At 74.1% G+C, this 25766-nt stretch carries 4 protein-coding genes; 1 reads left to right on the top strand and 3 read right to left on the bottom strand.

Going from position 1 to position 25766, the window contains the following annotated elements:
• Window positions 1-14: 14 nt before the first annotated feature.
• On the top strand, window positions 15-380 hold the full coding sequence (locus tag Q5425_RS24105; protein WP_308674561.1) for a helix-turn-helix domain-containing protein: 366 nt from the start codon (window positions 15-17) through the stop codon (window positions 378-380).
• A 49-nt stretch (window positions 381-429) separates the two neighbouring features.
• On the opposite strand, the gene Q5425_RS24100 is transcribed toward Q5425_RS24105, so the two are convergent.
• The 3 genes from Q5425_RS24100 to Q5425_RS24090 form a co-directional block, all read right to left on the bottom strand.
• A complete protein-coding gene (locus Q5425_RS24100) occupies window positions 430-1998 on the bottom strand; it encodes a carbohydrate-binding protein (protein WP_308674560.1) in 1569 nt (522 codons plus the stop codon).
• A 110-nt stretch (window positions 1999-2108) separates the two neighbouring features.
• Complete coding sequence (locus tag Q5425_RS24095) at window positions 2109-10715, bottom strand: SDR family NAD(P)-dependent oxidoreductase (RefSeq protein ID WP_308674559.1); 8607 nt, start codon at window positions 10713-10715, stop codon at window positions 2109-2111.
• A 34-nt stretch (window positions 10716-10749) separates the two neighbouring features.
• Window positions 10750-25737, bottom strand: a complete 14988-nt coding sequence (locus Q5425_RS24090) for a type I polyketide synthase (protein WP_396135234.1) — start codon at window positions 25735-25737, stop codon at window positions 10750-10752.
• Between the last annotated feature and the right edge of the window lie 29 nt (window positions 25738-25766).

The following is a 25766-nucleotide window of genomic DNA, read 5'->3' as shown; positions in this document are numbered from 1 at the left end:
TGGAGGCGTCAAAAGTGACCGAGACCACTCCCGAACTGGCCTGCCCGATCGCCCCGGTGGTCGACATCGTCTTCAGCCGGTGGACGACGCCGATCCTGTGGGTCCTGCACGAGTACGGCCGGCAGCGGTTCGTCGAACTGCAGCGGCGCATCACCACCATCACGCCGAAGGTGCTCACCCAGCGGCTGCGACAGCTGGAGCGCGACGGCCTCGTCGTGCGCACCTACTACGCCGAGGTGCCGCCGCGGGTGGAGTACGAGATCAGCGAACTCGGCCGCAGCCTCGGGCCGCTGTTCGCCAGCCTCTCGGAGTGGTCGGGCAACCTCGGGAAGGTCGACGCGGCCCGGCAGGCCTACGACTCCCGCAGCCCGGCCAGGTAAGCCTCCGCGGCGACGTCGGAGGGACGCCGACAAGATCTGCACCGACCGCTCACGGCGAAACGTCCACGTAGTCGAGGTTCGCCGGGCCGTCGCCGGTCGTCGCCGTCAGGCGGATCGTGTGTGCCCCGGCGGGCAGGCCAAGCTGGCGGCTCACCGTGCTCCACGTCATCCACGCGCCCGTCGCCGGGAAGGGCACGGCCGTGGCCACCACCGTGCCGTCGACCGCGATGTCCACCGGGCGCGCCGCCGTCGTGCCGTTCGCGTAGCCGAACGTCAGCGACGACGCCGGCCCGCTCACCTGCCACTCGACGGAGCTGCCGACGGCGTTGGCGCCGTTCGCGAAGCCGGTTCCGGAGAAGCCCGCGTGGTTCGCGTCGATCGTGCCGCCCGTCGAAAGCGTGGCCGACTCGGCCTCGTAGCGCGTCGCGCCGCCGGCGCGGGACACGCGGTACAGCACCGTCGCGTGCGACGGGACCGACGCGCTGATCGCGCCCGCAGTGGTGCGGACACCCTTGCTCCACAGGTCTTTCAGCGTGTACGAGGACGCACCGCCGATCCCCGTGGCGGACGCGGTCGTGCCGATCGTCGCCGTCGCCGCCGTTTCGTTGGACAGCGCCACCGCGCGGTCGCCGTTCGCCAGCACCTTGCTGTAGACGACCAGACCCGCGTTCGCGCTCAGCACGGTCGCCTGCTTGCTCAGCGGGTCCTGGTCGAGCGCGATGACGTCGGTGTTCTTCAGGATCGCGAAGCTGTCGTCCGACACCTTGCGCAGGTCGCTGCCGATCAGCAGCGGCGCCGCCATCATCGCCCAGAGGCCGAAGTGCGTGCGGTACTCCGTCGCGGTCATCCCGCCGTTGCCGACCTCCAGCATGTCCGGGTCGTTCCAGTGACCGGGGCCGGCGTACTGCGCGAGGCCGCGGTTGGCCTGCGCCTTGCCGATCATGCTCGACCACTTGTCGGAGATGTCACCGGTGGTGCGCCACAGGTTCCCGACCGGCGCGGCCCACGTCCACGGCTGGTTCTGCCCCCATTCGCAGATCGAGTACGCGATGGCGCGGCCGGACTTCGCGAGCGCGTCCCGCATCGCCTGGTAACGCTGCTGCGCGTCGGCACCCTGGTTGTTGCAGTTGTCGTACTTCAGGTAGTCCACGCCCCACGAGGCGAACAGGTTCGCGTCCTGCTGCTCGTGGCCGAGCGCGCCCGGGAACCCGGCCTTGTTGCAGGTTTTTGTGCCGGCGCTGGTGTAGATGCCGAACTTCAGGCCCTTGGCGTGCACGTAATCCGCGAGAGCCTTGATACCGCTGGGGAAACGCGCCGGGTCGGGCACCAGGTTCCCGGCCGAGTTGCGCGACGGCAGCGCCCAGCAGTCGTCGATGTTGACGTAGGTGTAGCCGGCGTCCTTGAGGCCCTTGGCGACGAAGATGTCCGCGATGCCCTTGATCATCGCTTCGTCGAACTCGGCGCGGCACTGCGTCGAATTCCAGTTGTTGAAGCCCATCGGCGGTGTGCGCAGCAGGCCGTTTTCGAGGGCCGACGCCGGTGCCGAACCCAGGACGAGACCGCTGGCCGCGATCACGAGCGCGGCGGCCGCGCTGGAGATGCGCCGGAGTGAGGACATGCGTGCTCCCGGAGGTGAGGTGGGCGACCTCCGATTAGTAAAAGGTCCTTCCAATCAGGCGGTCAAGACTTGATGCACGAAACATCAGATATGACGCCGGATCATCCCGGTCACCGGCACGGCGCGGGCAGCTCCTCCACCAGCCACGTGTGGATCTGCCGGGCCGCGTCGGCCACGTCTTCTCCGGTCTTCAAGGTGAGGACCGGCAGCCGCGGCTCGGCGACCGGCGTGCCGAACAGCCGCAGATAGGCACCGATCGCCGTCAGCTCGGCGTCGGTCGTGGTTTCGGGCAGCTCGTCGAACTCCACTTCCGCCGGGTCGGCGAGGACCACGCCGGTCGCGCCGGCGGCGTCGGCCACGGCGGCGGCGAGGAGCGCGCCCGAGCCCGCCCCCAGTACGACGAACGGTTCGCCGTCCGCTTGCGCGCGGATCGCTTCGGCCGCCGTCGTGATCAGGGCACCGAGGTCGGCGGGCGCGGGGGGCTCGCCGTCGAAGCCCGGTGCGGGCACCAGCCACGCCTCGCGGACGCCGTCGAACCGCGCGGTGACGTCTTCGCACCACCGGGTCGAGCCGGTGAGGGTGCTGACCGCGAACAGCAGCGGCCGGGACGCGCCCGCCGTCGCGCGCCGGAGCCGGGGCGTCCACGGGGCCGCGGGCAGGAACTGCGCGGCGGTGCTCAGGAACGTCCGGAACTCGGCCGTGCGGCCGGTTTCCCGGGCGGTGCGGAGCAGCGTGCCCAGCGAGCCGCCCGAGTCCGCCGGGGGCAGCGAGACGTTGGCCAGGAGGTGGTCGGCGAGCTCGGCGACCGTCGGGTAGTCCCAGACCAGTGCGGCGGGCAGCTCCAGGCCGGTCGCCGCGCTGATCCGGTTGCGCAGCTCGACGACGCCGAGGGAGGTGAACCCCAGTTCGGCGAACGCGGACTCCGGCTCGACCGCGTCCACCGACGGGTGCCCCAGCGTCGCCGCGACCTCCGCGCGAACCCACTCCAGGAGCCACCCGGGGCGCTCGGCGGCAGGAAGATCCGCCAGACGCCCGGTGATCGGCTCGGCCTGCGGCACTTCGCTCTCTTCGGGCACCACCGTGTCGGGCAGCACCATGTCGAGCCAGTAGCGGCTCCGCTGAAAGGCGTACGTGGGCAGGTCGACGCGGGTGGCACCGGGGAAGAACGGCGCCCAGCCGACGTCGGCGCCCTGGACGTGAGCAGTGCTCAGCGCAGAGATCAGTGCTCTCTCTTCGTCGCGGTCACGTCGCAGCACCGGGACGGCGACGCAGCTCCCGCCGAGGGTCTCCCTGGCCATCGCGCTGAGCACGCCGTCGGGGCCCAGCTCCAGGAACGTTGTCACACCCTCGATTTCGAGGGTGCGCACGGCGTCGGCGAACCGGACGGTCTCGCGCACGTGGCGGACCCAGTAGTCCGCGGTGAACGGCTCGGCGAGAGCACCGCTCACATTCGAGATCACCGGGATCTCTGCCGGGTGGTACGTCAACGTCTCAGCCACCGCGCGGAACTCCGAAAGCATCGGCTCCATCAGCGGCGAGTGGAAGGCGTGACTCACCTTTAACCGCTTGGTCTTCGGGAACTTCGCCGCGATCTCCAGCACCGCGGCCTCGGCACCGGAGATCACCACCGACTCCGGGCCGTTGACCGCCGCGATGGAGACCCCCTCCGTCAGGACTATGTCGGCCTCGGAAGCGGCGATCGAGACCATTGCCCCGCCGGGCGGCAGGGCCTGCATCAGCGAGGCACGGGCGGCGACCAGGCGGCACGCGTCCTCGAGGGACAGCACCCCGGCGACGTGGGCGGCGGAGATTTCGCCGATCGAGTGGCCGGCCACGAAGTCCGGGCGGACGCCGAACGACTCGACGAGGCGGAACAGCGCGACCTCGACCGCGAACAGCGCGGGCTGGGTGAACTCCGTGCGGTTCAGCAGTTCGGCGTCGTCGAAGGCCTCGCGCAGCTCCCGGCCGAAGTGCGCGAGCACCGCGTCGAAGGCCGAGGCGTAGACCGGGAACCGCTCGGCGAGCTCCCGGCCCATGCCCACGCGCTGCGCGCCTTGGCCGGTGAACAGCGCGGCGAGCCGTCCGGGCCGTTCGCGGCCCACGACGACGTTCGGCGCGGACCGGCCCTCCGCCAGCGCGGCCAGCCCGCTCGAAAGCTCATCGGTAGTGCTGCCGTGGACCACGGCCCGGTGCGTGCACCGGCTGCGGGACGTCGCCAGCGACAGCCCGACATCGGCCGGGTGCTCGGTGACGGCCGCCAGCCGGGCGGCCTGCGCCCGCAGCGCCGCCTCACCGCGGCCGGACACCACCCAAGGCAGGACCCCGGTTGCACCGCGTTCGGGCAGAGCCGGTTCGAAGTCCGGCGCCTGCTCGAGGACGGCGTGCGCGTTCGTCCCGCTGACGCCGAACGACGAGACACCCGCCCGCCGCGGCCGGCCGGGCGACCACTCCCGCGCCTCGGTCAGCAGTTCCACCGCACCGGCCGTCCAGTCCACATGGGACGACGGGGCGTCGACGTGCAGCGTCGGCGGCAGGACGCCGTGCCGCATCGCCATGATCATCTTGATGACGCCGCCGACCCCGGCGGCGGCCTGCGTGTGCCCGAGGTTCGACTTGAGCGAGCCGAGCCAGAGCGGCGTCGGCCGGTCCTGGCCGTAGGTCGCCAGGATCGCCTGCGCCTCGATCGGGTCGCCCAGCGTGGTGCCGGTGCCGTGCCCCTCGACGATGTCCACTTCGGACGGTTCCAGCCCGGCCGCGGCCAGCGCGGCGCGGATGACCCGCTGCTGCGACGGCCCGTTGGGCGCGGTCAGGCCGTTGGACGCGCCGTCGGAGTTCACCGCCGTGCCGCGGACCACCGCGAGCACCGGGTGCCCCAGCCGCCGGGCGTCGGAAAGCCGCTCCACGGCGAGGATTCCGGCGCCTTCGCCCCAGCCGGTGCCGTCGGCCGCGTCGGCGAAGGACTTGCACCGGCCGTCGGCGGCGAGGCCGCGCTGCCGGCTGAAGTCGATGAACACGCCCGGCGTCGAAAGCACGGTCACACCGCCCGCCAGCGCGAGGTCGCACTCGCCCTGCCGCAGCGCCTGGCACGCCAGGTGCAGTGCCACCAGCGAGGACGAACACGCCGTGTCCACGGTGATCGCCGGGCCTTCCAGGCCGAAGGCGTACGCGATGCGGCCGGACACCACGCTCGCCGAGCTGCCGGTGCCGAGGAACCCCTCGACGCCCTCGGGCACGGCTAGCGGGCGGGACGCGTAGTCGGAGTACATCACGCCGGTGAACACGCCGGTCCGGCTGCCGCGCAACGAGTCCGGGTCGATGCCCGCGCGTTCGAGCGCCTCCCAGGACGTCTCCAGCAGCAGCCGCTGCTGCGGGTCCATGGCGAGCGCTTCACGGGGTGAGATGCCGAAGAAGCCCGCGTCGAAGTCGGCGGCGTCGTAGAGGAACCCGCCTTCCTTGGCGTAGCTGGTGCCGGGGTGGTCCGGATCGGGGTCGTAGAGCGCGTCGGCGTCCCAGCCGCGGTCGTCCGGGAGACCGGCGATCGCGTCGCGGCCCGCGGCGACGAGGTCCCAAAGGTCCTCCGGGCCGCGGACCCCGCCGGGGTAGCGGCAGCCGATGCCGACGACGACGATCGGGTCGCCGTCCACCCGGCGCTCCCGCACCACGACCGGCGCCGGTGCCCCGGACACCCGCTCGGCCACGTACCGGGTGAGCGCCTGCGGGGTCGGGTGGTCGAAGACGAGCGTCGCCGGTAGCCGCAGCCCGGTCTCGGCCGCGAGCCGGTTGCGCAGTTCCAGCGCGGTCAGCGAGTCGAAGCCGAGCTCCTTGAACGCGCGCGCCGGTTCGACGGCGGCGCCCGAGCTGTACCCGAGCACGCCCGCGACGAGCCCGCGAACCAGGTCGAGGACCTGGCGGGCGCGCTCGTCCGCGCCGAGCCCGGCCAGGCGATCGGCGAACGACGACTTCGCGGCGCCGGCCGTGGCCTGCCGCCGTGGCGGGGGCAGCAGGCCGTGGAGCAGCGCGGGGATCACCGGCCGGCGACGAAGCGCCGCGAGTTCGAGCCGGACCGGGGCGAGCACCGCCCGGTCCGCGGCGACGGCCCGGTCGAACAGCGCCAGGCCGAGTGCGGTGTCCAGCGGGGTCATGCCCGCACCCGTCATGCGGTGGCGGTCGCTCTCGGCGAGGTGCCCGGTCATCGAGCTGGCCTCGGCCCAGAGCCCCCAGGCCAGGGAGACGGCGGGCAGGCCCCGGGCCCGGCGGTGCTGGGCGAGGGCGTCGAGGAACGCGTTCGCGGCCGCGTAGTTCGCCTGGCCCGCGCCGCCCATGGTGGCGGCGAAGGACGAGAACAGGACGAAGGCCGACAGGTCGGAGGTGAGTTCGTGCAGGTTGAGCGCGGCCTCGGCCTTGGGCCGCAGGACGGTGTCCAGGCGCTCCGGGGTCAGGGATTCGAGGACGCCGTCGTCCAGCACCCCGGCCGCGTGGACGACCGCCGACACCGGGTGCCCGGCCAGGACCGCCGCCAGCTGCGCGCGATCGGCGACGTCACAGGCGACGGCCGTCGCGGTGGCGCCCAGCGCGGTGAGTGCGTCGACGAGCTCCGCGGACGGTTCGCGGCGCGACAGCAGCAGGAGCCGCCGGACGCCGTGGTGGGTGACGAGGTGCCGGGCGACCAATCCGCCGAGCAGGCCGGACGCGCCGGTGATCAGCACCGCGCCGTCGCCCCAGGACGCCGTATCGTCCACAGTGGACGCCCGGGCCAGCCGGGGGACGTGCCACTTCCCCGCGCGCAGGGCCAGCTGGGGCTCCCCGAGCGGCAGCTCGGCCGGGACGGCGTCGGCGTCGACGTCGGCGTCGGCGTCGACGAGCACGAACCGGCCCGGGTTCTCGGCCTGGGCCGACCGCACCAGGCCGGTCACGGCCGCGGCGGCGAGGTCGGTGACGTCCTCGCCGCCGACCGAGACCGCGCCGGAGGTGGCGACGACCAGCAGCTCGTCGCCAGCGAGCTCCTCCTGGAGCCGCTCGAGGACCGCCGCGGTCACCTCCCGCACCGAACCGCCCGGAACCCGGAACACCGTGAACTCGCCGGTCGACTCTGTGACGACCGGCTCGGACCAGACGACTTCGAAGAGCGCGTCACGCGTGGGGTCGGCCTTGGCGGGCGTCCGCAGCGTCAGCGAACGGACCTCGCCGACCGGGGCGCCGGTTTCGTCGGCCAGGGTCAGCGCGACGGCGTCGCCGGACACGCGCGTCAGCGCCACCCGCAGCACGGTCGCGCCGGACGCGGTCAGAGAGACACCGCTCCACACGAACGGCAGCTTCGGCCCGTCGCCGTCCACGGTGAGGGCACCGAACCCGGCCGCGTGCAGGGCCGCGTCGAGCAGGGCCGGATGCAGGCCGAACCGGGCCGCCTCGGCCCGCAGGGCCTCGGGCAGCTCGACCTCGGCGAAGACCTCGTCCCCCCGGGTCCACACCGCGCGCAGGCCGCGGAACGCCGGGCCGTAGTCGACACCGGTGGCCGCCATGGCCGGGTAGAAGCCGTCCAGCGGGACGCGCTCGGCCCCCGCCGGCGGCCACTCCCAAGCGGCACTTTCACGTGAAAGTGCGCCCGAGGGAACCGCACTTTCACGTGAAAGTGCGGTTCCCTCGGCGGAGCTTTCACGTGAAAGCTCCGCTTCGGTCAGGAGGCCGGTCGCGTGGCGGGTCCAGGGGGTGAGGTCGTCCGGGCGGGAGTGGATGGCGAGGTCGCCGTGGCCGGACAGGGAGACCTGGAGCTGGACGCCGCCGGAGGCGGGCAGCACCAGGGGGGTTTCGAGGGTCAGCTCGTCGAGGGTGCGGCGACCGGCCTGGTCGCCGGCGCGGAGCGCGAGCTCGACGAACGCCGTGCCCGGCAGCAGGACTTCCCCGCCCACGCGGTGGTCGGCCAGCCACGGCAGGCCGGACAGCGAGAGCTTGCCGGTCAGGACCGTGCCGCCCGAGCCCGCCAAGGCCACGACGGCGCCGAGCAGCGGGTGTCCGGCCGACGCCAGGCCGAGGCCGCTCGCGTCGCCGACGGTTACCAGCCGCGGCCAGTAGCGTTCGTGCTGGAACGCGTACGTGGGCAGCTCGGTGCGGTGGGCGCCGGGAAACGCGGGGTCCCACCGGACGTCGGCACCGTGCACCCAGGCTTCGGCCAGGGAGGTGTGGAACCGGGCGAGCCCGCCGTCCTCGCGGCGCAGCGAGCCGAGCGCGGTCACGTCGTCGCCGCCGATCGCCATGGTCAGCACGGGGTGCGGCGAGGCCTCGACGAAGGTGCGGAAGCCCTGGTCCGTCAGCGCGGCCACGGCGGTGTCGAGCCGGACCGGACGGCGGAGGTTGGTGTACCAGTACCCGGCGTCGAGCTCGGTTCCCTCGATCCAGGCGCCGGTGACGGTGGAGAAGAAGCCGGTCGTGGTGGCCCGGGGCCGGACCGGGGCCAGTACCTCGAGGAGGCGGTCGCGGATCCGTTCCACCTGCGGCGAGTGCGAGGCGTAGTCGACCGGGACCCGCTTCGCGCGGACATCGGTGCAGGCCGCCAGCAGTTCGTCGAGCGCGCCGGGCGTGCCGGAGACGACGACGGCGGCGGGACCGTTGATCGCGGCGATCGACAGCCGTTCGCCCCAGGGCGCGATCCGGGCCGCCGCCGCGTCCGCGGACTCGGCGAGCGAAACCATGCCGCCTTCGCCCGCCAAGGCCAGGAGCGCCTGGCTGCGCAGGGCGACGACCCGGGCACCGTCCTCGAGCGACAGTGCACCCGAGACGACGGCGGCGGCGATCTCCCCCTGCGAGTGCCCGACGACCGCGGCGGGCTCGACACCGTACGAGCGCCAAAGCTCGGCGAGCGAAACCATCACGGCGAACAACGCGGGCTGCACGACATCGACGCGGTCCAGCATGGCGGCGTCGCGGAGAGCGTCGGGCAGCGACCAGTCCACAAAGGACGAGAGAGCCGTCGCGCACTCGGCCATCCGCGCGGCGAACACCGGGGATTCGGCGAGGAGGTCCACGGCCATCCCGGCCCACTGGGCCCCCTGGCCGGGGAACACCATCGCGACCTTGCCCGCGACGGCCGTGCCCTTGACGACGGCGGGTGCCGGGAGATCGCCGGCCAGCGCCGCGAGCCCGGCGGCCAGGCCGTCGCGGTCGCCGACGACCACCGCGCGGTGATCGAACGCGGACCGCGTCGTGGCCAGCGAGAGCCCGATGTCGCCGACCGGCCCGGTGACGTCCGCGAGCGCGGCGGCCTGGGCGCGCAGGGCTTCCGGTGACCGGGCCGACAGCACCCACGGCACGACCCGGCCGGGCTCGTCGGGCCCGGCGGCGGGCGCGTCTTCGGCCGGGGCTTCCTCCAGGATCGTGTGCACGTTGGTGCCGCTCATGCCGAACGCCGAGACCGCGGCCCGCCGCGGCCGGTCCGGCCGCCACTCACGACGCTCGGTGAGCAGCTCGACGGAGCCCGCCGACCAGTTCACCCGTGACGAAGGTGCGTCGACGTGCAGGGTCGGCGGCAGCACGCCGTGCCGCATCGCCATGACCACCTTGATCACCCCGGCGACCCCGGCGGCGGCCTGGGTGTGGCCGATGTTCGACTTCACCGAGCCGAGCCACAACGGCGTTTCCCGCTCCTGGCCGTAGGTCGCGAGCAGCGCCTGCGCCTCGATCGGGTCACCCAGCGTCGTCCCGGTGCCGTGGGCTTCGACCGCGTCGACGTCCGAAGCGGACAGACCCGCGTCGGCCAGTGCGGCCCGGATCACCCGCTGCTGCGAAGGACCGTTCGGCGCGGTCAGGCCGTTCGACGCACCATCGGAGTTCACGGCCGAGCCGCGCACGACGGCCAGCACCGGGTGCCCGTGGCGGCGCGCGTCGGACAGCCGCTCCACGACGACCATGCCGCTGCCCTCGCCCCACGACGTGCCGTCGGCGGCTTCGGCGAACGCCTTGCACCGGCCGTCCGGGGCCAGGCCGCGCAGCCGGCTGAACGCGATGAACGAACCCGGTGTCGGCAGCACGGTCACGCCGCCGGCGAGCGCGAGGTCGCACTCCCCCTGCCGCAGGGCCTGCACCGCCAGGTGCAGCGCGACCAGCGATGACGAGCACGCCGTGTCGACCGTGAGCGTCGGCCCCTCCAGGCCGAAGGCGTAGGCGACGCGTCCGGAAAGGACACTCGCCGCGTTGCTCGTCGCGAGGTGCCCTTCGAGGGCTTCGGCGGAGCTGAGCATGAGGGTGCCGTAGTCCTGGCCGTTGGAGCCGACGAAGACCCCGGTCCGGCTGCCCTTCAGCGACGGCGGCCGGATGCCCGCGTGTTCCAGTGCTTCCCACGACGTCTCCAGCAGCAGCCGCTGCTGCGGGTCCATGGCCAGTGCTTCGCGCGGGGAGATGCCGAAGAACCCGGCGTCGAAGTCCGCGACGCCGTCGACGAAGCCGCCCTCGCGCACGTACGACGTCCCCGGTGCTTCCGGGTCCGGGTCGTACAGCGAGCCGAGCTCCCAGCCGCGGTCTTCGGGGAACCCGGAGATCGCGTCCCGCCCGCCCTCGACCAGCTCCCACAGCTGTGCCGGGGTGCGGACGCCGCCCGGGAACCGGCAGCCGAGGCCGACGATCGCGACGGGCTCGCTGGTCTGCGCCTCGTGGAGGCGGCGGCGGGTGTCCTGCAGATCGGCCGTGACCCGCTTGAGGAAGTAGCGGAGCTTCTCCTCGTTGTCCATCGTCTTCTCACTCCATGCAGTCGCGGGCGCCGGATCAGGAGATGCCGAACTCTTTGCCGAGGAGGTCGAACATCTCCTCGTCGCTGGCGGATTCGAGGCTCGGGGCGGCCGGTTCGCCCGCCCAGCCCGCGGTCAGCAGCCGCAGCTGCTCGGCGACGCGCACCCGGTCGGCCTCGCCGAGGGCGGCCCCGGCGCGGCCGAGCTCGGCGAGCAGCCCGTCGACCCCGCGGGGCTCGTCGTCCCGCAGTTCCGCGGTCAGGTACCGGGCCAGCGCGGACGGCGACGGGTGGTCGAAGACGAGCGTCGCGGGCAGGTCCAGCCCGGTGACGCGGTCCAGGCGGTTGCGGAGTTCGACCGCGGTCAGCGACGTGAAACCGGTTTCGCTGAACGCCCGTTCCGGGGCGACGTCGGCCGCCCGGCCGTGGCCGAGGACCGCCGCGACGTGCTCGCGGACGACGTCGAGGACGAGTTCGCCCGCGTCGGCCGCCGGCAGCCCGGCCAGGCGGCCGGCGAGCCCGACCGGGGCTTCGGCGACCGGCGCCACCGGCGCCAGCTCGGCGTAGAGCGGCCGGGACGAGGGGTAGGTGTCCCAGTCGATGTCGGCGACGACCTGCGACCGCGTGACCCGGCCCAGCACGGCCGCCGCCTCCGCCGCGGGCAGCGGGGTGACGCCGGCGCGCCGCATCCGGTCGGCGTTCCCGGCCGCCATGCCGCCGCCCGCCCACGGGCCCCAGGCGATCGAGACGGCCGCGTGGCCCCTCGCGCGGCGGCGCTGGGCGAGGGCGTCCAGTTCGGCGTTGGCAGCCGCGTAGTTGGCCTGGCCCGCGGCGCCGACCGCGCCGGCGAGCGAGGAGAACAGCACAAACGCGTCGAGGTCGCCGGTCAGCTCGTCGAGGATCCGGGCGCCGGTCACCTTGGCGTGCAGGACGCCGGCGAACCGGTCGCCGGTCAGGGTGTCGACGACGCCGTCGTCGAGGACGCCCGCCGCGTGCACCACCGCCGACACGGGGTGCTCGGCCAGCAGCGCCGCGACCGCGGCCCGGTCGGCGACGTCGCAGGCGACGACCGTCATCCGGTCGCCCGGCGCCTCCCCGCCGCGGCGGCTCGCCAGGACGACGTGCTCGGCGCCGTGGTCCAGGAGCCAGCGGGCGACGTGCCCGCCGAGGGCCCCGGTCCCGCCGGTGACGAGCACGGTGCCGCGCGGAGTCCATTGTGGACCAGTGCGGTGGTCGCGGACGAGCCGGCGGGCGAAGACGCCGCCGGGTCGCACGGTGACCTCGTCCTCGCCGCCGGCCGCGAGGACCGCGCAGAGCCGCTCGCCGTCCTCGGCGTCGAGGGTGCCCGGCAGGTCGACCAGGCCGCCCCAGCGGTTCGGGTGCTCCATCGCGACCGTCCGGCCGAAGCCCCAGAACTGGGCCTGGGCCGGATCGGCGACGGTCTCGTCGTCGGTCGTCGCGACCGCGCCGCGGGTGGCGCACCACAGCCGCGCGGTGACACCCGCGTCGCCGAGGCCCTGCACCAGGGCGAGGGTCTGCGGGAGCCCGGCCGCCACGGCCGATCCCGGAGCGCCGGCCGCGAAGGCGAGCAGCGACAGCGCACCCACCGGCGTGGCGCCTTCCTCGGCGAGCTTGGCTTCCACCAGCTTCGCGACGGTGATGCGGTCGGCGTCCTCGGGCACCCGGACGACCAGGGGCCGCGCCCCGGACGTCGCGAAGGCGCCCGCCACCGCGGTCATGGCGCCGGGGTCGTCGACGGTCTCCGGCAGGACGAACAGCCAGTCGCCGGACACCGCGGCGGCCGGTTCGCGCAGCTTGCGCCAGACGACCCGGTAGCGCCAGGAGTCGGCGCTCGCCGTGGTCTCCCGCCGCCAGCCGGCCAGGGCCGGGAGGGCGGTGGCGATGGCGGCGCGCTGGTCGCCGTCGAGGCCGAGCAGCGAGCCGAGCGAGTCCAGGTCTTCGCCTTCGACGGCGTTCCAGAACTCGGCGTCCACTTCGGACACCGGGGTCGCGGGGGCCGGTTCGGGCCAGAAGCGCTGCCGCCGGAAGGGGTACGTGGGCAGGTCGACCGGGCGCGCGGGCGGGTAGAACGCGGCCCAGTCGACGTCCACGCCGTGGGCGTGAACAGTGCTCAACGCAGTGAGCAGTGCTCTCTCTTCAGAGTGGTCCCGCCGCAACGCCGGGACCGCCGTGCCGCCGACCAGCGCGCTGAGCACCCCGTCGGGCCCCAGCTCCAGGAACGTCGTCACGCCCTCGGTTTCGAGGGTGGCCACCCCATCGGCGAACCGGACGGCCTCGCGCACGTGCCGCACCCAGTAGTCGGCGGTGAACGGCTCGGCGAGAGCACCGCTCACATTCGAGATCACCGGAATTTGTGCCGGGTGGTACGTCAGGGTTTCCGCGACCGCGCGGAACTCCTCGAGCATCGGGTCCATCAGCGACGAGTGGAAGGCGTGGCTCACGGTGAGCCGCTTGGTCTTCACACCGCGCCCGGCGAACTCCGCGGCGATCGCCAGCACCGCGGCCTCGTCGCCCGAGATCACCACCGACCCGGGGCCGTTCACCGCCGCGATGGAGACATCCTCGGTCAAGACGATGTCGGCTTCGGAAGCAGCGATGGACACCATCGCCCCTTCGGCGGGCAGCGCCTGCATCAGCGACGCCCGCGCGGCCACCAGCTTGCACGCGTCGGGCAGCGTGAGCACCCCGGCCACGTGCGCCGCGGCCAGCTCGCCGATCGAGTGCCCGGCGACGAAGTCCGGGCGCACGCCCCACGCCGTCACGAGCCGGTGGAGCGCGACCTCGACGGCGAACAGCGCGGGCTGGGTGTAGCCGGTCCGGTCGAGGCGGTCGCCGCCGTCGAAGACGATCTCGCGCAGCGACGCGTCGAGCAGGCCGTCGAACTCCGCGCACACGGCGTCGAAGGCGTCGGCGTACACCGGGAACCGGTCGTAGAGCTCGCGGCCCATCCCGGCGCGCTGGGCGCCCTGGCCGGTGAACAGCACGGCCAGGCGGCCACCGGTCGTCGCCGTGCCGCGCACCGCGTTGCCGAGGTCCGCGAGCCCGGCGAGCAGCTCCTCCTCGCCGGCACCGACCACGACGGCCCGGTGTTCCAGGGCCGCGCGGCCGGTGGCGAGGGTGCGGCCGACCGCGGCGACGGGTGCGCCGCCGCCCAGCGCGGCGCGGAGGCGGCGGGCCTGGTCGTGGAGGGTCTGCTCGTCGCGGGCGGACAGCGGCCAGAGCGTCAGCCCGCTCGGGGCCACGGCCGTGGGCTCGGGCTCCCCGGCTTCGAGGACCAGGTGCGCGTTGGTGCCGCTGACGCCGAACGCCGACACGCCGGCACGGCGGGCGCGCCCGGTCTCCGGCCACGGCACCGGCTCGGTGAGCAGTTCGACGGCCCCGGCCGACCAGTCCACGTGCGACGACGGCGCGTCGACGTGCAGGGTGCGCGGGAGGACCCCGTGCTGCATGGCCAGCACCATCTTGACGACCCCGGCGATGCCCGCCGCGGCCTGGGTGTGGCCGATGTTGGACTTCACCGAGCCGAGCAGCAACGGGATCGCCCGGTCCTGGCCGTAGGTGGCGAGCAGGGCCTGCGCCTCGATCGGGTCGCCCAGGGTCGTGCCGGTGCCGTGGGCTTCGACGGCGTCGACGTCCGAAGTGGACAATCCCGCGTCGGCCAGCGCGGCCCGGATGACGCGCTGCTGGGACGGGCCGTTCGGCGCGGTCAAGCCGTTGGAAGCACCGTCGGAGTTCACCGCCGAACCCCGCACGACGGCCAGGACGCGGTGACCGTTGCGGCGCGCGTCGGACAGCCGCTCCAGCAGCACGAGCCCGGCGCCTTCGCCCCAGCCGGTGCCGTCCGCGGCCTCGGCGAACGCCTTGCACCGGCCGTCGGAGGCCAGGCCGCGCTGACGGCTGAACTCGACGAACGTGGCCGGGGTCGACATCACCGTCGCGCCGCCGGCGAGCGCGAGGTCGCACTCGCCGCGGCGCAGCGCCTGCGCGGCGAGGTGGATCGCGACCAGCGAAGACGAGCAGGCGGTGTCGACGGTGAGCGCCGGGCCTTCGAGGCCGAACGCGTAGGCCAGCCGGCCGGACACGACCGCGGCGGCGTTGCCGGTGCCGATGAACCCGCCGACCTCCTCGCCCGCCGCACCCAGCAGGCCCGCGTAGTCCTGGCCGTTGGTGCCGGCGAACACGCCGGTGCGGCTCCCCCGCAGCGAGTGCGGATCGATCCCGGCCCGCTCGAAGACCTCCCACGTGATCTCCAGCAGCAGCCGCTGCTGCGGGTCCATGGCGAGGGCTTCCCGCGGGGAGATCCCGAAGAACCCCGCGTCGAATTCCGCCGCGGTGTCGAGGAAACCACCTTCGCGGACGTAGCTGTGGCCGCTCTTGCCCGGGTCGGGGTCGTAGAGCGCGCCGAGGTCCCAGCCGCGGTCCTCGGGCAGCCCGGTCATCGCGTCGACGCCGTCCGCGACGAGCCGCCAGAGGTCCTCCGGCGTGCTGACCGAGCCGGGGAACCGGCAGCCCATGGCGACGAGCGCGATCGGCTCGTCGGTCCCGGTGCGCGCCGGCTCGGCGACAACGGGTTCGGGGTGCCTGCCGAGCAGCTCCCGGTGCAGGTTCCGGGCCAGCGCGGCCGGCGTCGGGTGGTCGAAGACGAGGGTCGCCGGCAGGTTCAGCCCGGTCGCCGCGTCGAGGCGGTTGCGCAGCTCGACCGCGGTCAGCGAGGTGAACCCGCTGTCGGAGAACGCGCGGCCGGCGTCGACCGCAGCCGCGTCGGGGTAGCCGAGCACGGCCGCGACGTGGGTGCGGACCAGGTCGAGGACGTTCCGGGCGGCGTCCGCTTCGGACAGTCCGGTGAGCAGCCCCGCCGGTTCGGGGGTTTCGGGGGCTTCGAGCGGCTCGCCGAACCCGGTGAACAGCGGCCGGGGCCGAACGGCCCGCAGCGCGGGGAGGTAGGCGTCCCAGTCGAGATCGGCCACCACGGCCAGCGGCGCACCGGCTGTCGCTTCGAGCGCGAGCGCGTCGAGGGCGAGGCCGGGGTCGAGGGCGCCGACGCCGGCAGCCCGCAGCCGTCGCCGTGCTTCGGCGTCGCCCGCGGCCATTCCGTCGCCCGCCCACGGACCCCACGCGATCGAGACCGCGGGCAGCCCCGCGGCGTGCCGCTGCTGGGCGAGCGCGTCGAGGTGGGCGTTGGCCGCGGCGTAACTGCCTTGGCCGGCGGCGCCGAACGCACCCGCCATCGACGAGAACAGGACGAACGCGTCGAGGTCGGCGGTGAGCGCGGCCAGGTTCTCGGCGGCGGTCGCCTTCGCACGCAGGACGGCGTCGAAGCGCTCCGGCGTGAGGGACTCGATGACGCCGTCGTCGAGGACGCCTGCCGCGTGCACCACCGCGCGGAGATCGCCGGGGAGCACCGCGGCCAGGGCGGCGCGGTCGGCGGCGTCGCAGGCCACGATCGAGACGGCACAGCCGAGGGCGGTCAGTTCGCGTTCGAGGTCCGCGGCCCCCGGCGCCGCCGGGCCGCGCCGGCTGAGCAGCACCAGCCGCTCGGCACCGCCCGCGGCCAGCCGGCGGGCGACCTGGGCACCGAGGGCACCCGTGCCGCCGGTGACCAGCACGGTTCCCCGGGGCTGCCAGGGTTCGGCCGTCGCGGACCGCCGTTCCAGCCGGCGCGCGAAGACGCCGGACGGCCGGAGCGCGATTTCGTCTTCGGTGCCGGCGAGCACGGAAGCCAGCCGTTCGCGGCCGCGGTCGTCCAGCTCGGCGGGCAGGTCGATCAGGCCGCCCCAGCGCTGGGGGTACTCCATGGCCGCGGTGCGGCCGAGGCCCCAGACCTGGGCCTGCACCGGCGCTTCGACACCGTCGGCCCGGACGGCCGCGACCGCGCCGCGGGTGAGGCACCACAGCCGTCCGGTCGTGCCCAGCTCGCCGAGGGCCTGGAGGAGGGTGGCCGTGCCCGCCGCGACTCCGTGGCCGCCGTCGGCCAGGGCCAGCAGGGAGAGCACACCGTCCACTTCGGACCCGGCCAGGGCCGCGCGGAGGCGGGCGGCGAACTCCGCGCGCGGCAGCAGCGGGTCGATCCGCACCGGGGTGATCCGGGCGCCGCGTTCGATGATCGTCTGGGCGACGCCGGCCACGACGCCGGGTTCGCCCGCTTCCGGCACGACCAGCAGCCAGTGCCCGGTGAGCGCGGCGGCGTCCGGCGAGACCGGGCGCCAGGCGATGCCGTAGCGCCACGACTCCACAGTGGACTGCCGGTGGCGGCGCCGGTACCAGGCCGACAGGGCCGGGGTGACCGCCTCGGCGACGTTCGCGTCCAGCTCGAGCTCGGCAGCCAGCTTGCCGCTGCGCACCACGTCCCAGAAGCCGGAGTCGCCGCCGGGCGCCGCGCCGGGCTCCGGGGCGAGCCAGTAGGTGCGGTGCCGGAAGGCGTAGGTGGGCAGGTCGACCCGGCGGCCGCCGGGGAAGAACGACGTCCAGTCGACGTCGACACCGTGGACGTGAACAGTGCTCAACGCCGAGAGCAGTGCTCTTTCTTCAGAGCGGTCGCGGCGCAGGGCGGGAACCGCGGGGCCGGGCACCAGCGCGCTGAGCACGCCGTCCGGGCCCAGTTCCAGGAACACGTCGGCACCGGCGGCCTGCAGCGTTGACACGCCGTCGGCGAACCGGACCGTCTCCCGCACGTGCCGCACCCAGTAGTCCGCGGTGAACGGCTCGGCGAGAGCACCGCTCACATTCGAGATCACCGGTATCCGCGCCGGGTGATACGTCAGGGTTTCCGCGACCGCGCGGAACTCCTCGAGCATCGGGTCCATCAGCGGCGAGTGGAACGCGTGACTCACCTTCAGCCGCTTGGTCTTCGGGAACTGCGCCGCGATCTCCAGGACCGCGGCCTCGTCGCCGGAGATGACCACCGACTCGGGGCCGTTGACGGCCGCGATCGAGACCCCCTCGGTCAAGGTGATGGCCGACTCCGGCGCGGCGATCGACACCATCGCCCCACCGGCGGGCAGCGCCTGCATCAGCGACGCCCGCGCGGCCACCAGCCGGCACGCGTCCGGCAGCGTCAGCACCCCGGCCACGTGCGCCGCCGAAATCTCCCCGATCGAATGCCCGGCCACAAAATCCGGCCGCACGCCGAACGATTCCACCAACCGGAACAACGCCACCTCGACCGCGAACAACGCGGGCTGGGTGAACTCGGTCCGATCCAGCAGCTCGGCGTCCGCGAAGGCCTCGCGCAGCTCCGGGCTGAAGTGCGCGAGCACCGCGTCGAAGGCTTCGGCGTAGACCGGGAAGCGTTCATAGAGGCCCCGGCCCATCCCGGCCCGCTGCGCGCCTTGGCCGGTAAAGAACACCGCCAGCCGCCGGTCCGGCCGGGCGATGCCGGTCACCGCCGCGTTCTCCAGTGCGGCCAGGAGTTCCTCGCGGTCACCGCCGACCACGACCGCCCGGTGTTCGAGGGCGGCCCGTGAGTTCAGCAGCGAGAAGCCGATGTCGGCCGGGGTCAGCTCCGGGTGGGCCTCGACGTGCGTGCGGAGGCGTTCGGCCTGCGCGGCGAGGGCGTCGGCGTCGCGGGCGGAGAGCAGCCACGGGATGGTGCCGGGCTCGTCCGCGCGCTCGGGCTCGGGCGGCGCGGCGGGGGCCTGTTCGATGATCGTGTGGGCGTTGGTGCCGGAAATGCCGAACGAGGAGATGCCGGCGCGGCGCGGCCGTCCGGTTTCGGGCCAGCGCCGTCCTTCGGTGAGCAGCTCGATCGCGCCGGACTCCCAGTCGACGCGGGACGACGGCGCGTCCACGTGCAGGGTCCGGGGCAGGACGCCGTGCCGCAGCGCCATCACGACCTTGATCACGCCCGCGACGCCGGCCGCCGCCTGCGTGTGCCCGATGTTGGACTTGAGCGAGCCCAGCCACAGCGGTTCGTCACGGTCCTGCCCGTAGGTGGCCAGCAGCGCCTGCGCCTCGATCGGGTCGCCGAGCGTGGTGCCGGTGCCGTGCGCCTCGACGGCGTCCACTTCGGACGGTGCCAGGCCCGCGCCGGCCAGTGCGGCGCGGATGACCCGCTGCTGCGCCGGGCCGTTCGGGGCGGTCAGGCCGTTGGAAGCGCCGTCGGAGTTCACCGCCGAACCCCGGACCACGGCGAGGACTTCATGACCGTGGCGGCGGGCGTCGGACAGGCGCTCCAGCAGCACCAGGCCGGCGCCTTCGCCCCAGCCGGTGCCGTCGGCGGCCTCCGCGAACGCCTTGCACCGGCCGTCGGAGGCGAGGCCGCCCTGCCGGTCGAACTCGACGAACATGCCGGGCTGCGCCATCACCGCGACACCGCCCGCCAGCGCGAGGTCGCATTCGCCGCGGCGCAGGGCCTGCACCGCCCAGTGCAGGGCGACCAGCGACGACGAGCAGGCGGTGTCGATCGAGACGGCGGGACCTTCGAAGCCGAAGGTGTAGGAGACGCGGCCGGAGACGACGCTGGTCGCGTTGCCGGTCAGCAGGTGGCCTTCGACGCCGTCGGCGACCTCGGCCACGCCGCTGCCGTAGGCCTGGTGCGCGGCGCCGACGAAGACGCCGGTGCTGCTGCCCCGCAGTGAGCGCGGGTCGATCCCGGCGCGTTCCAGTGCCTCCCAGGAGATCTCCAGCAGCAGCCGCTGCTGCGGGTCCATGGCGAGGGCTTCGTGCGGGGAGATGCCGAAGAACTCGGCGTCGAAGCCGCCGGCGTCGTGCACGAACCCGCCCTCGGCGGCGTCCAGGGCCGCGAGGTCCCAGCCGCGGTCGGCCGGCAGTGCGGTGAGGGCGTCACGCCCGGTCTCGACCAGGCGCCAGAGGTCTTCCGGCGACGTCACGTCGCCCGGGTAGCGGCAGCTCATCGCGACGATGGCGATCGGGTCGCCGTCGGCGACGGTGGTGACCGCCGCCGTCGTCACGGGCCCGGTGTCGCCGGCCAGCTCGGCCTGCAGCAGCGCCGCGAGGGCCTGCGGGCTCGGGTGGTCGAAGACGACCGTGGCCGGCAGCCGCAGGCCGGTCACCGCGGTGAGCCGGTTGCGCAGCTCGACGGCGGTCAAGGAGTCGAAGCCGAGGTCCTTGAACGCCTTGGTGGGCTCGACGGCGCCGGCGCCGTCGTGGCCGAGGACCGCCGCCACGTGCGTGCGGACGAGGTCGAGCAGGAACCGGCGGACGTCGTCGCCGCCGAGACCGGCCAGCTTCGCGGCGAGGCCGCCGGTGCCGGCCGCCGGCCCGGCCGCGCGGCGGGTGCGGCCGCGGACCAGGCCGTGCCACAGCGGGGGCAGGTGTTCGGCCTGGGCGCGCAGCGCGGCGAGGTCGACGCGGACCGGGACCACGCAGGCGGCGCCGGCGACCTGGGCGGCGTCGAACAGCGCCAAGGCTTCCGCGGTGGCGAGGGCCCCGATGCCGGACCGCGCGATCCGCGAGAGGTCCTCGTCGTCGAGGGTGGCGGTCATGCCGCTCGTTTCGGCCCACTGGCCCCAGGCGAGGGAAACGGCGGGCAGGCCGTCGGCGCGGCGGCGGGCGGCGAGTGCGTCGAGGGCGGCGTTGGCGGCCGCGTAGTTGGCCTGGCCCGCGGCCCCGGCCACCCCGGCGAGCGAGGAGTAGAGGGCGAACCACGCGAGGTCGCGGTCCCGGGTCAGTTCGTGCAGGTTCAGCGCGGCGTCGACCTTCGGGCCGAGGACGGCGTCGATCCGCTCGGTGGTGAGCGACTCGACGACGCCGTCGTCCAGCACGCCCGCCGTGTGCACGACCCCGGTGAGGTGCACCGAGTCCAGCAGCGCGGCGAGGGCCGCCCGGTCGGTGACGTCGCAGCGCTCGACGCGCACGTTCGCGCCGAGTTCCGCCAGGTCGGCGGCGAGTTCGGCGGCGCCGGGGGCGTCGGCGCCGCGGCGGCTGGTCAGCAGGAGGTTCCGGACGCCGTGCGTGGTCACCAGGTGGCGGGCCAGGAGCCCGCCGAGGGTGCCGGTGCCGCCGGTGACGAGCACGGTGCCGCCGGGGTCCGGCGCCGCGGGGACGGTGAGGACGTTTTTGCCGACGTGCTTGGCTTGGCTGATGAACCGGAAGGCGTCGGGCGCGCGGACGACGTCCCAGACCCGGGTCGGCAGGGGGGTGAGGTCGCCGTTCGCGAAGAGTCCCAGGAGGGAGCGGAGGATCTCCTGGATGCGGTCCGGGCCGGGGTCGCCGAGGTCGAAGGGCAGGTAGGTGACGCCTTCGGGGTCGCGCAGGTCGGTCTTGCCCATTTCGAGGAACCGGCCGCCGGGTGCGAGCAGGCCGAGCGAGGCGTCGGTGAAGGGGCCGGTCAGCGAGTTCAGGACGACGTTGATGCCCTGGAACCGGTGGGAGAATTCGAGGTCGCGCGAAGACGCGATGTGCTCGACGCCGAGCGCGCGGACGGCGTCCTGCTTGGCCGGGCTCGCCGTGGCGAACACCTCGGCGTGCTTCCAGCGGGCGAGCTGGACGGCGGCCATCCCGACGCCGCCGGCGGCCGCGTGGACGAGCACGGACTCGCCCGCTTCGAGCTCGCCGAGGTCGAACAGGGCGTAGTAGGCGGTGACGAAGGCGACGGGCACGGACGCGGCTTCGGCGAAGGTCCAGCCGTCCGGGACCGGGACGAGCAGGCGGGCGTCGGTGACCGCGGACGGGCCGAAGGCCCCGGTGAAGAGGCCGAAAACGCGCGCACCGACGGCGATCCCGGTGACGTCCGCCCCGACTTCGGTGACCACCCCGGCGGCCTCGGACCCGAGGACCGCGGCGGGGTCGGGGTACATGCCGAGGGCGATCAGGACGTCGCGGAAGTTGACGCCGGCCGCGCGGACGGCGACCCGGACTTCGGTTGCCGCGAGGGGTTGCGGGGGTTCCGGCCGGAGGGTGAGGCCGTCGAGGGTGCCGCCGGTGGTGGTGAGCCGCCAGGGTGCGTCGGGGATGCTCAGGGCGCCGGTGTGGGCGCGGGCCAGGCGAGGGGCGGTGAAGGCACCTTCGCGGATGTCGAGCTGGGGTTCGGTGGCCGGCAGGGTGGTGAGGTCGGGCCAGGGCGCGTCGTCGAGGTCGAGCAGCTGGAACCGGCCGGGGTGTTCGGACTGGGCGGAGCGAACCAGCCCCCGCGCGGCGGCTGCGGCGGGATCGGTTCCGGCGCGGCGGGTCACGACGACCAGGCGGCCGGATCGATCGGCGGCGAGCCAGTCTTGGACGAGTTTCAGGGCGCGGTGGGTGGCGGCCGAGGTCGCGACCTTAGCGGTGGGCACGGTGGCGAAGACGAGGGGTGCGTCGCTGTCCATATCGGACACGGTGGGGAGGCCGAGGCCGAAGTCATCGGGGCCGAGGACGACCGCTTCCGTCTTCGGCCCGGCGGGGACGGGGGTCTGGTCGAGGCGGAAGAGCGAGCCGTGCTGGACGGGAGCGGCCGCAGCGGCGGAGATCGGGCGCAGGACAAGGGAATCGACCGAGGCAACGGGGGCACCGGACTGGTCGCAGACGGCGACGGTGACGGCGTTGTCGCCGGCCGGGGTGAGCCGGACGCGGAGGGCTGTGGCGCCGGAAGCGTGGAGGGTGACGCCGCTCCAGGAGAACGGCATACCGCCGGCTGCGGGACCGGCGGTGGTGGCGGCCGATCCGGTGGCGGGGGCGGCGCCGATGCCAGCCGAGCCAGCGGGGTCAACGCGCGCCGCCGGGCCGGCGGTGCCGCTGACCGGCGCGGTGCCGGTGGCGGGGGCGGCGCCAGCCGAGCCGGCGCTGTCAACGCGCGCCGCCGGGCCGGCCGCGTCGCCCGCCCCCTGGGCCGCGAGGCCGAGCGGGTGCAGGGCCGCGTCCAGCAGGGCCGGGTGCAAGCCGAAGGCCGCTGCGTCCGGGTGGTAGTCCTCCGGCAGCTCCACCTCGGCGAACGTCTCGTCGCCCCGGCGCCACACCCGGCCCAAACCCTGGAACGCCGGGCCGTACGTGAAGCCGAGGCCTGCCAGCTGGTCGTACAGGCCGTCCGTCGAAACCCGCTCCGCTCCGGGCGGGGGCCACTCCGTCAGCTCCGCCGCCCGCCGCGCGCCGGTGGACACGAGACCGCTCGCGTGGCGGGTCCACTCGTCCTGGCCGGGCGCTGTGCCGTCGTCCGGGCGGGAATACAACGTCAGCTCGCGGCGGCCCTCGCCGTCCGGCGGGCCGGCGAACACCTGGATCGCCACCCCTCCCCGGGCGGGCAGGACGAGCGGGGCCTCCAAGGTCAGCTCGTCGACGACGTCGCAGCCGACCTGGTCACCCGCCCGCACGGCCAGCTCCAGCAACGCCGTCCCCGGCACGAGCACCGCACCACCCAGTGCGTGGCCGGCCAGCCACGGCTGCGTCTCCGACGACAGCCGTCCGGTGAAGACGACGCCGTCGTGACCCGCCAAGCTGACCGCCGCACCCAGCAGCGGGTGGTCGAGCGCACCGAGGCCGAGCGAACCGGCGTCTCCGTGCGCTACCCCGCCGCGCGGCCAGAAGCGTTCGCGCTGGAACGCATACGTGGGCAAATCGACGCGGCGGCCGTCGGGGAAGAATGCGGCCCAGTCGACGTTGATGCCGTGGATGTGAACAGTGCTCAACGCCGAGAGCACTGCTCTCTCCTCGTCGCGGTCCCGCCGCAACGCCGGGATCGCCGTGCCCGGCACCATCGAGCTGAGGACGCCGTCCGGGCCCAGCTCGAGGAATACGCCGACGCCGGCCGCTTCCAATGTCGAAACGCCGTCGGCGAACCGGACCGCCTCACGCACGTGCCGCACCCAGTACTCCGCCGTGAACGGCGAAGCGAGAGCACCGCTCACATTCGAGATCACCGGAATCTGCGCCGGGTGATACGTCAGAGACTCCGCCACCGCACGGAACTCCGCCAGCATCGGCTCCATCAACGGCGAGTGGAACGCATGGCTCACCGGCAACCGCTTGGTCTTCGCGAACCCGGCCGCGATCTCCAGCACCGCGGCCTCGTCACCGGAGATCACCACCGACTCCGGACCGTTCACCGCCGCAATGGACACACCCTCGGTCAAAACGATGTCGGACTCGGGAGCAGCGATCGACACCATCGCTCCACCCGGCGGCAGAGCCTGCATCAACGAAGCCCGCGCGGAAACCAGCCGGCAGGCGTCCGAAAGGGACAACACCCCAGCCACGTGCGCCGCCGAAATCTCCCCGATCGAATGCCCCGCCACAAAATCCGGACGCACACCCCACGACGAGAAGAGCCGGAACAACGCCACCTCGACCGCGAACAACGCCGGCTGGGTGAACTCCGTCCGGTCGAGCAGCTCAGCGTCGTCGAAAGCCTCCAGCAGCGACGGTCCGAAGTGCGCACACACCTCGTCGAACGCCTCGGCGTAGACCGGGAACCGCGAGGACAACCCCCGCCCCATCCCCACCCGCTGCGCGCCCTGGCCGGTGAACAGCACCGCCAGCAACGCATCCGGATCGGCGGTGCCGGCGACGCCTTCATCCGCGGCCAGCCGCTCCAGCCCGGACCGCAGCGACTCCCGGTCGGAGCCGAGCACCACCGCCCGATGGGCGAGATCGGCGCGCGTGACGGCCAGGGAGTAACCACCGTCGAAGGGGTCGGGGTCGGCGGCCAGCAGCCGCCGGGCCTGCGACCGCAGGGCGGCGGCACTCGCCCCGGACACCACCCAGGGCAGCAGGCCGTCCGGACGGGGAACCGGCGACGGCACCGCGACCGGAGGCGCCTCCTCGACGATCACGTGCACGTTCGTGCCGCTGACGCCGAAAGCGGACACCCCGGCCCGGCGGGGAACCTCCCCGGCGGGCCACGGCCGCGGCGAGGTCAGCAGCTCCACCGCACCGGCGGACCAGTCCACTTCGGACGATGGGCGGTCGACGTGCAACGTGCGCGGCAGCACCTCGTGCCGCAGGGCCATGACCATCTTGATGACGCCCGCGATGCCGGACGCCGACTGCGTGTGCCCGATGTTCGACTTCAGCGCACCCAGCCACAGCGGCCGGTCCGCGGGCCGGTCCTGGCCGTAGGTCGCCAGCAGCGCCTGGGCCTCGATCGGGTCGCCGAGCGAGGTGCCGGTGCCGTGCGCCTCGACCGCGTCGACGTCCGAAGTGGACAGACCGGCGTTGGCGAGCGCCTGGCGGATCACGCGCTGCTGCGACGGGCCGTTCGGCGCCGTCAGGCCGTTCGAGGCGCCGTCGGAGTTGACCGCGGAGCCGCGGATCACGCCGAGGATCCGGTGCCCGTTGCGCTGGGCGTCGGACAGCTTCTCCAGCAGGACCAGGCCGGCACCCTCGCCCCAGCCGGTGCCGTCGGCGGCGTCGGCGAAGGACTTGCACCGGCCGTCCGAAGCCAGCCCGCGCTGGCGGCTGAACTCGGCGAACGCCAGCGGGCTGACCATCACGGTGACGCCGCCGGCCAGCGCGAGCCCGCATTCGTCCTGCCGCAGCGCCTGACAGGCCCAGTGCAGGGCGACCAGCGACGACGAACACGCGGTGTCCACGGTGACCGACGGGCCCTCCAGCCCGAAGGTGTACGACAGCCGCCCGGACATGACGCTGGGGGCCTCGCCGGTGAGCAGGTACCCCTCCGAGCCCGCGGCCGCCTGCAGCGTGCTGCTGTAACCGGACGCGTTGGCGCCGATGAACACGCCGGTCCGGCTGCCGCGCAAGGAAAACGGGTCGAGCCGGGCCCGCTCCAGCAGCTCCCAGGACGTCTCCAGCAGCAGCCGCTGCTGCGGGTCCATCGCGAGGGCTTCGCGCGGCGAGATGCCGAACAGCCCGGGGTCGAACGAGGCCGCGTCGTGGACGAACCCGCCTTCGACCGCCCGGGCGCCTTCCGCGCCGTACATACGCTCGACGTCCCAGCCGCGGTCCTCGGGGAAGCCCGCCATCGCGTCGGTGCCGCCCGCGACGAGGTCCCACAGGTCCTCGGGCGAGGCGACGCCGCCGGGGTACCGGCAAGCGAGCGAGACGATGGCGACCGGCTCCTGCTCCGCTGCCTCGGCCGCCTGCAGCCGCTGCCTGGTCTGGTGCAGGTCGGCGGTCACGCGCTTGAGGTACTCGAGGAGCTTGTCCT

It is taken from the genome of Amycolatopsis sp. A133 (genome assembly GCF_031082405.1).
GTDB lineage: Bacteria > Actinomycetota > Actinomycetes > Mycobacteriales > Pseudonocardiaceae > Amycolatopsis.
This window is presented reverse-complemented; position numbering and strand designations above follow the sequence as displayed.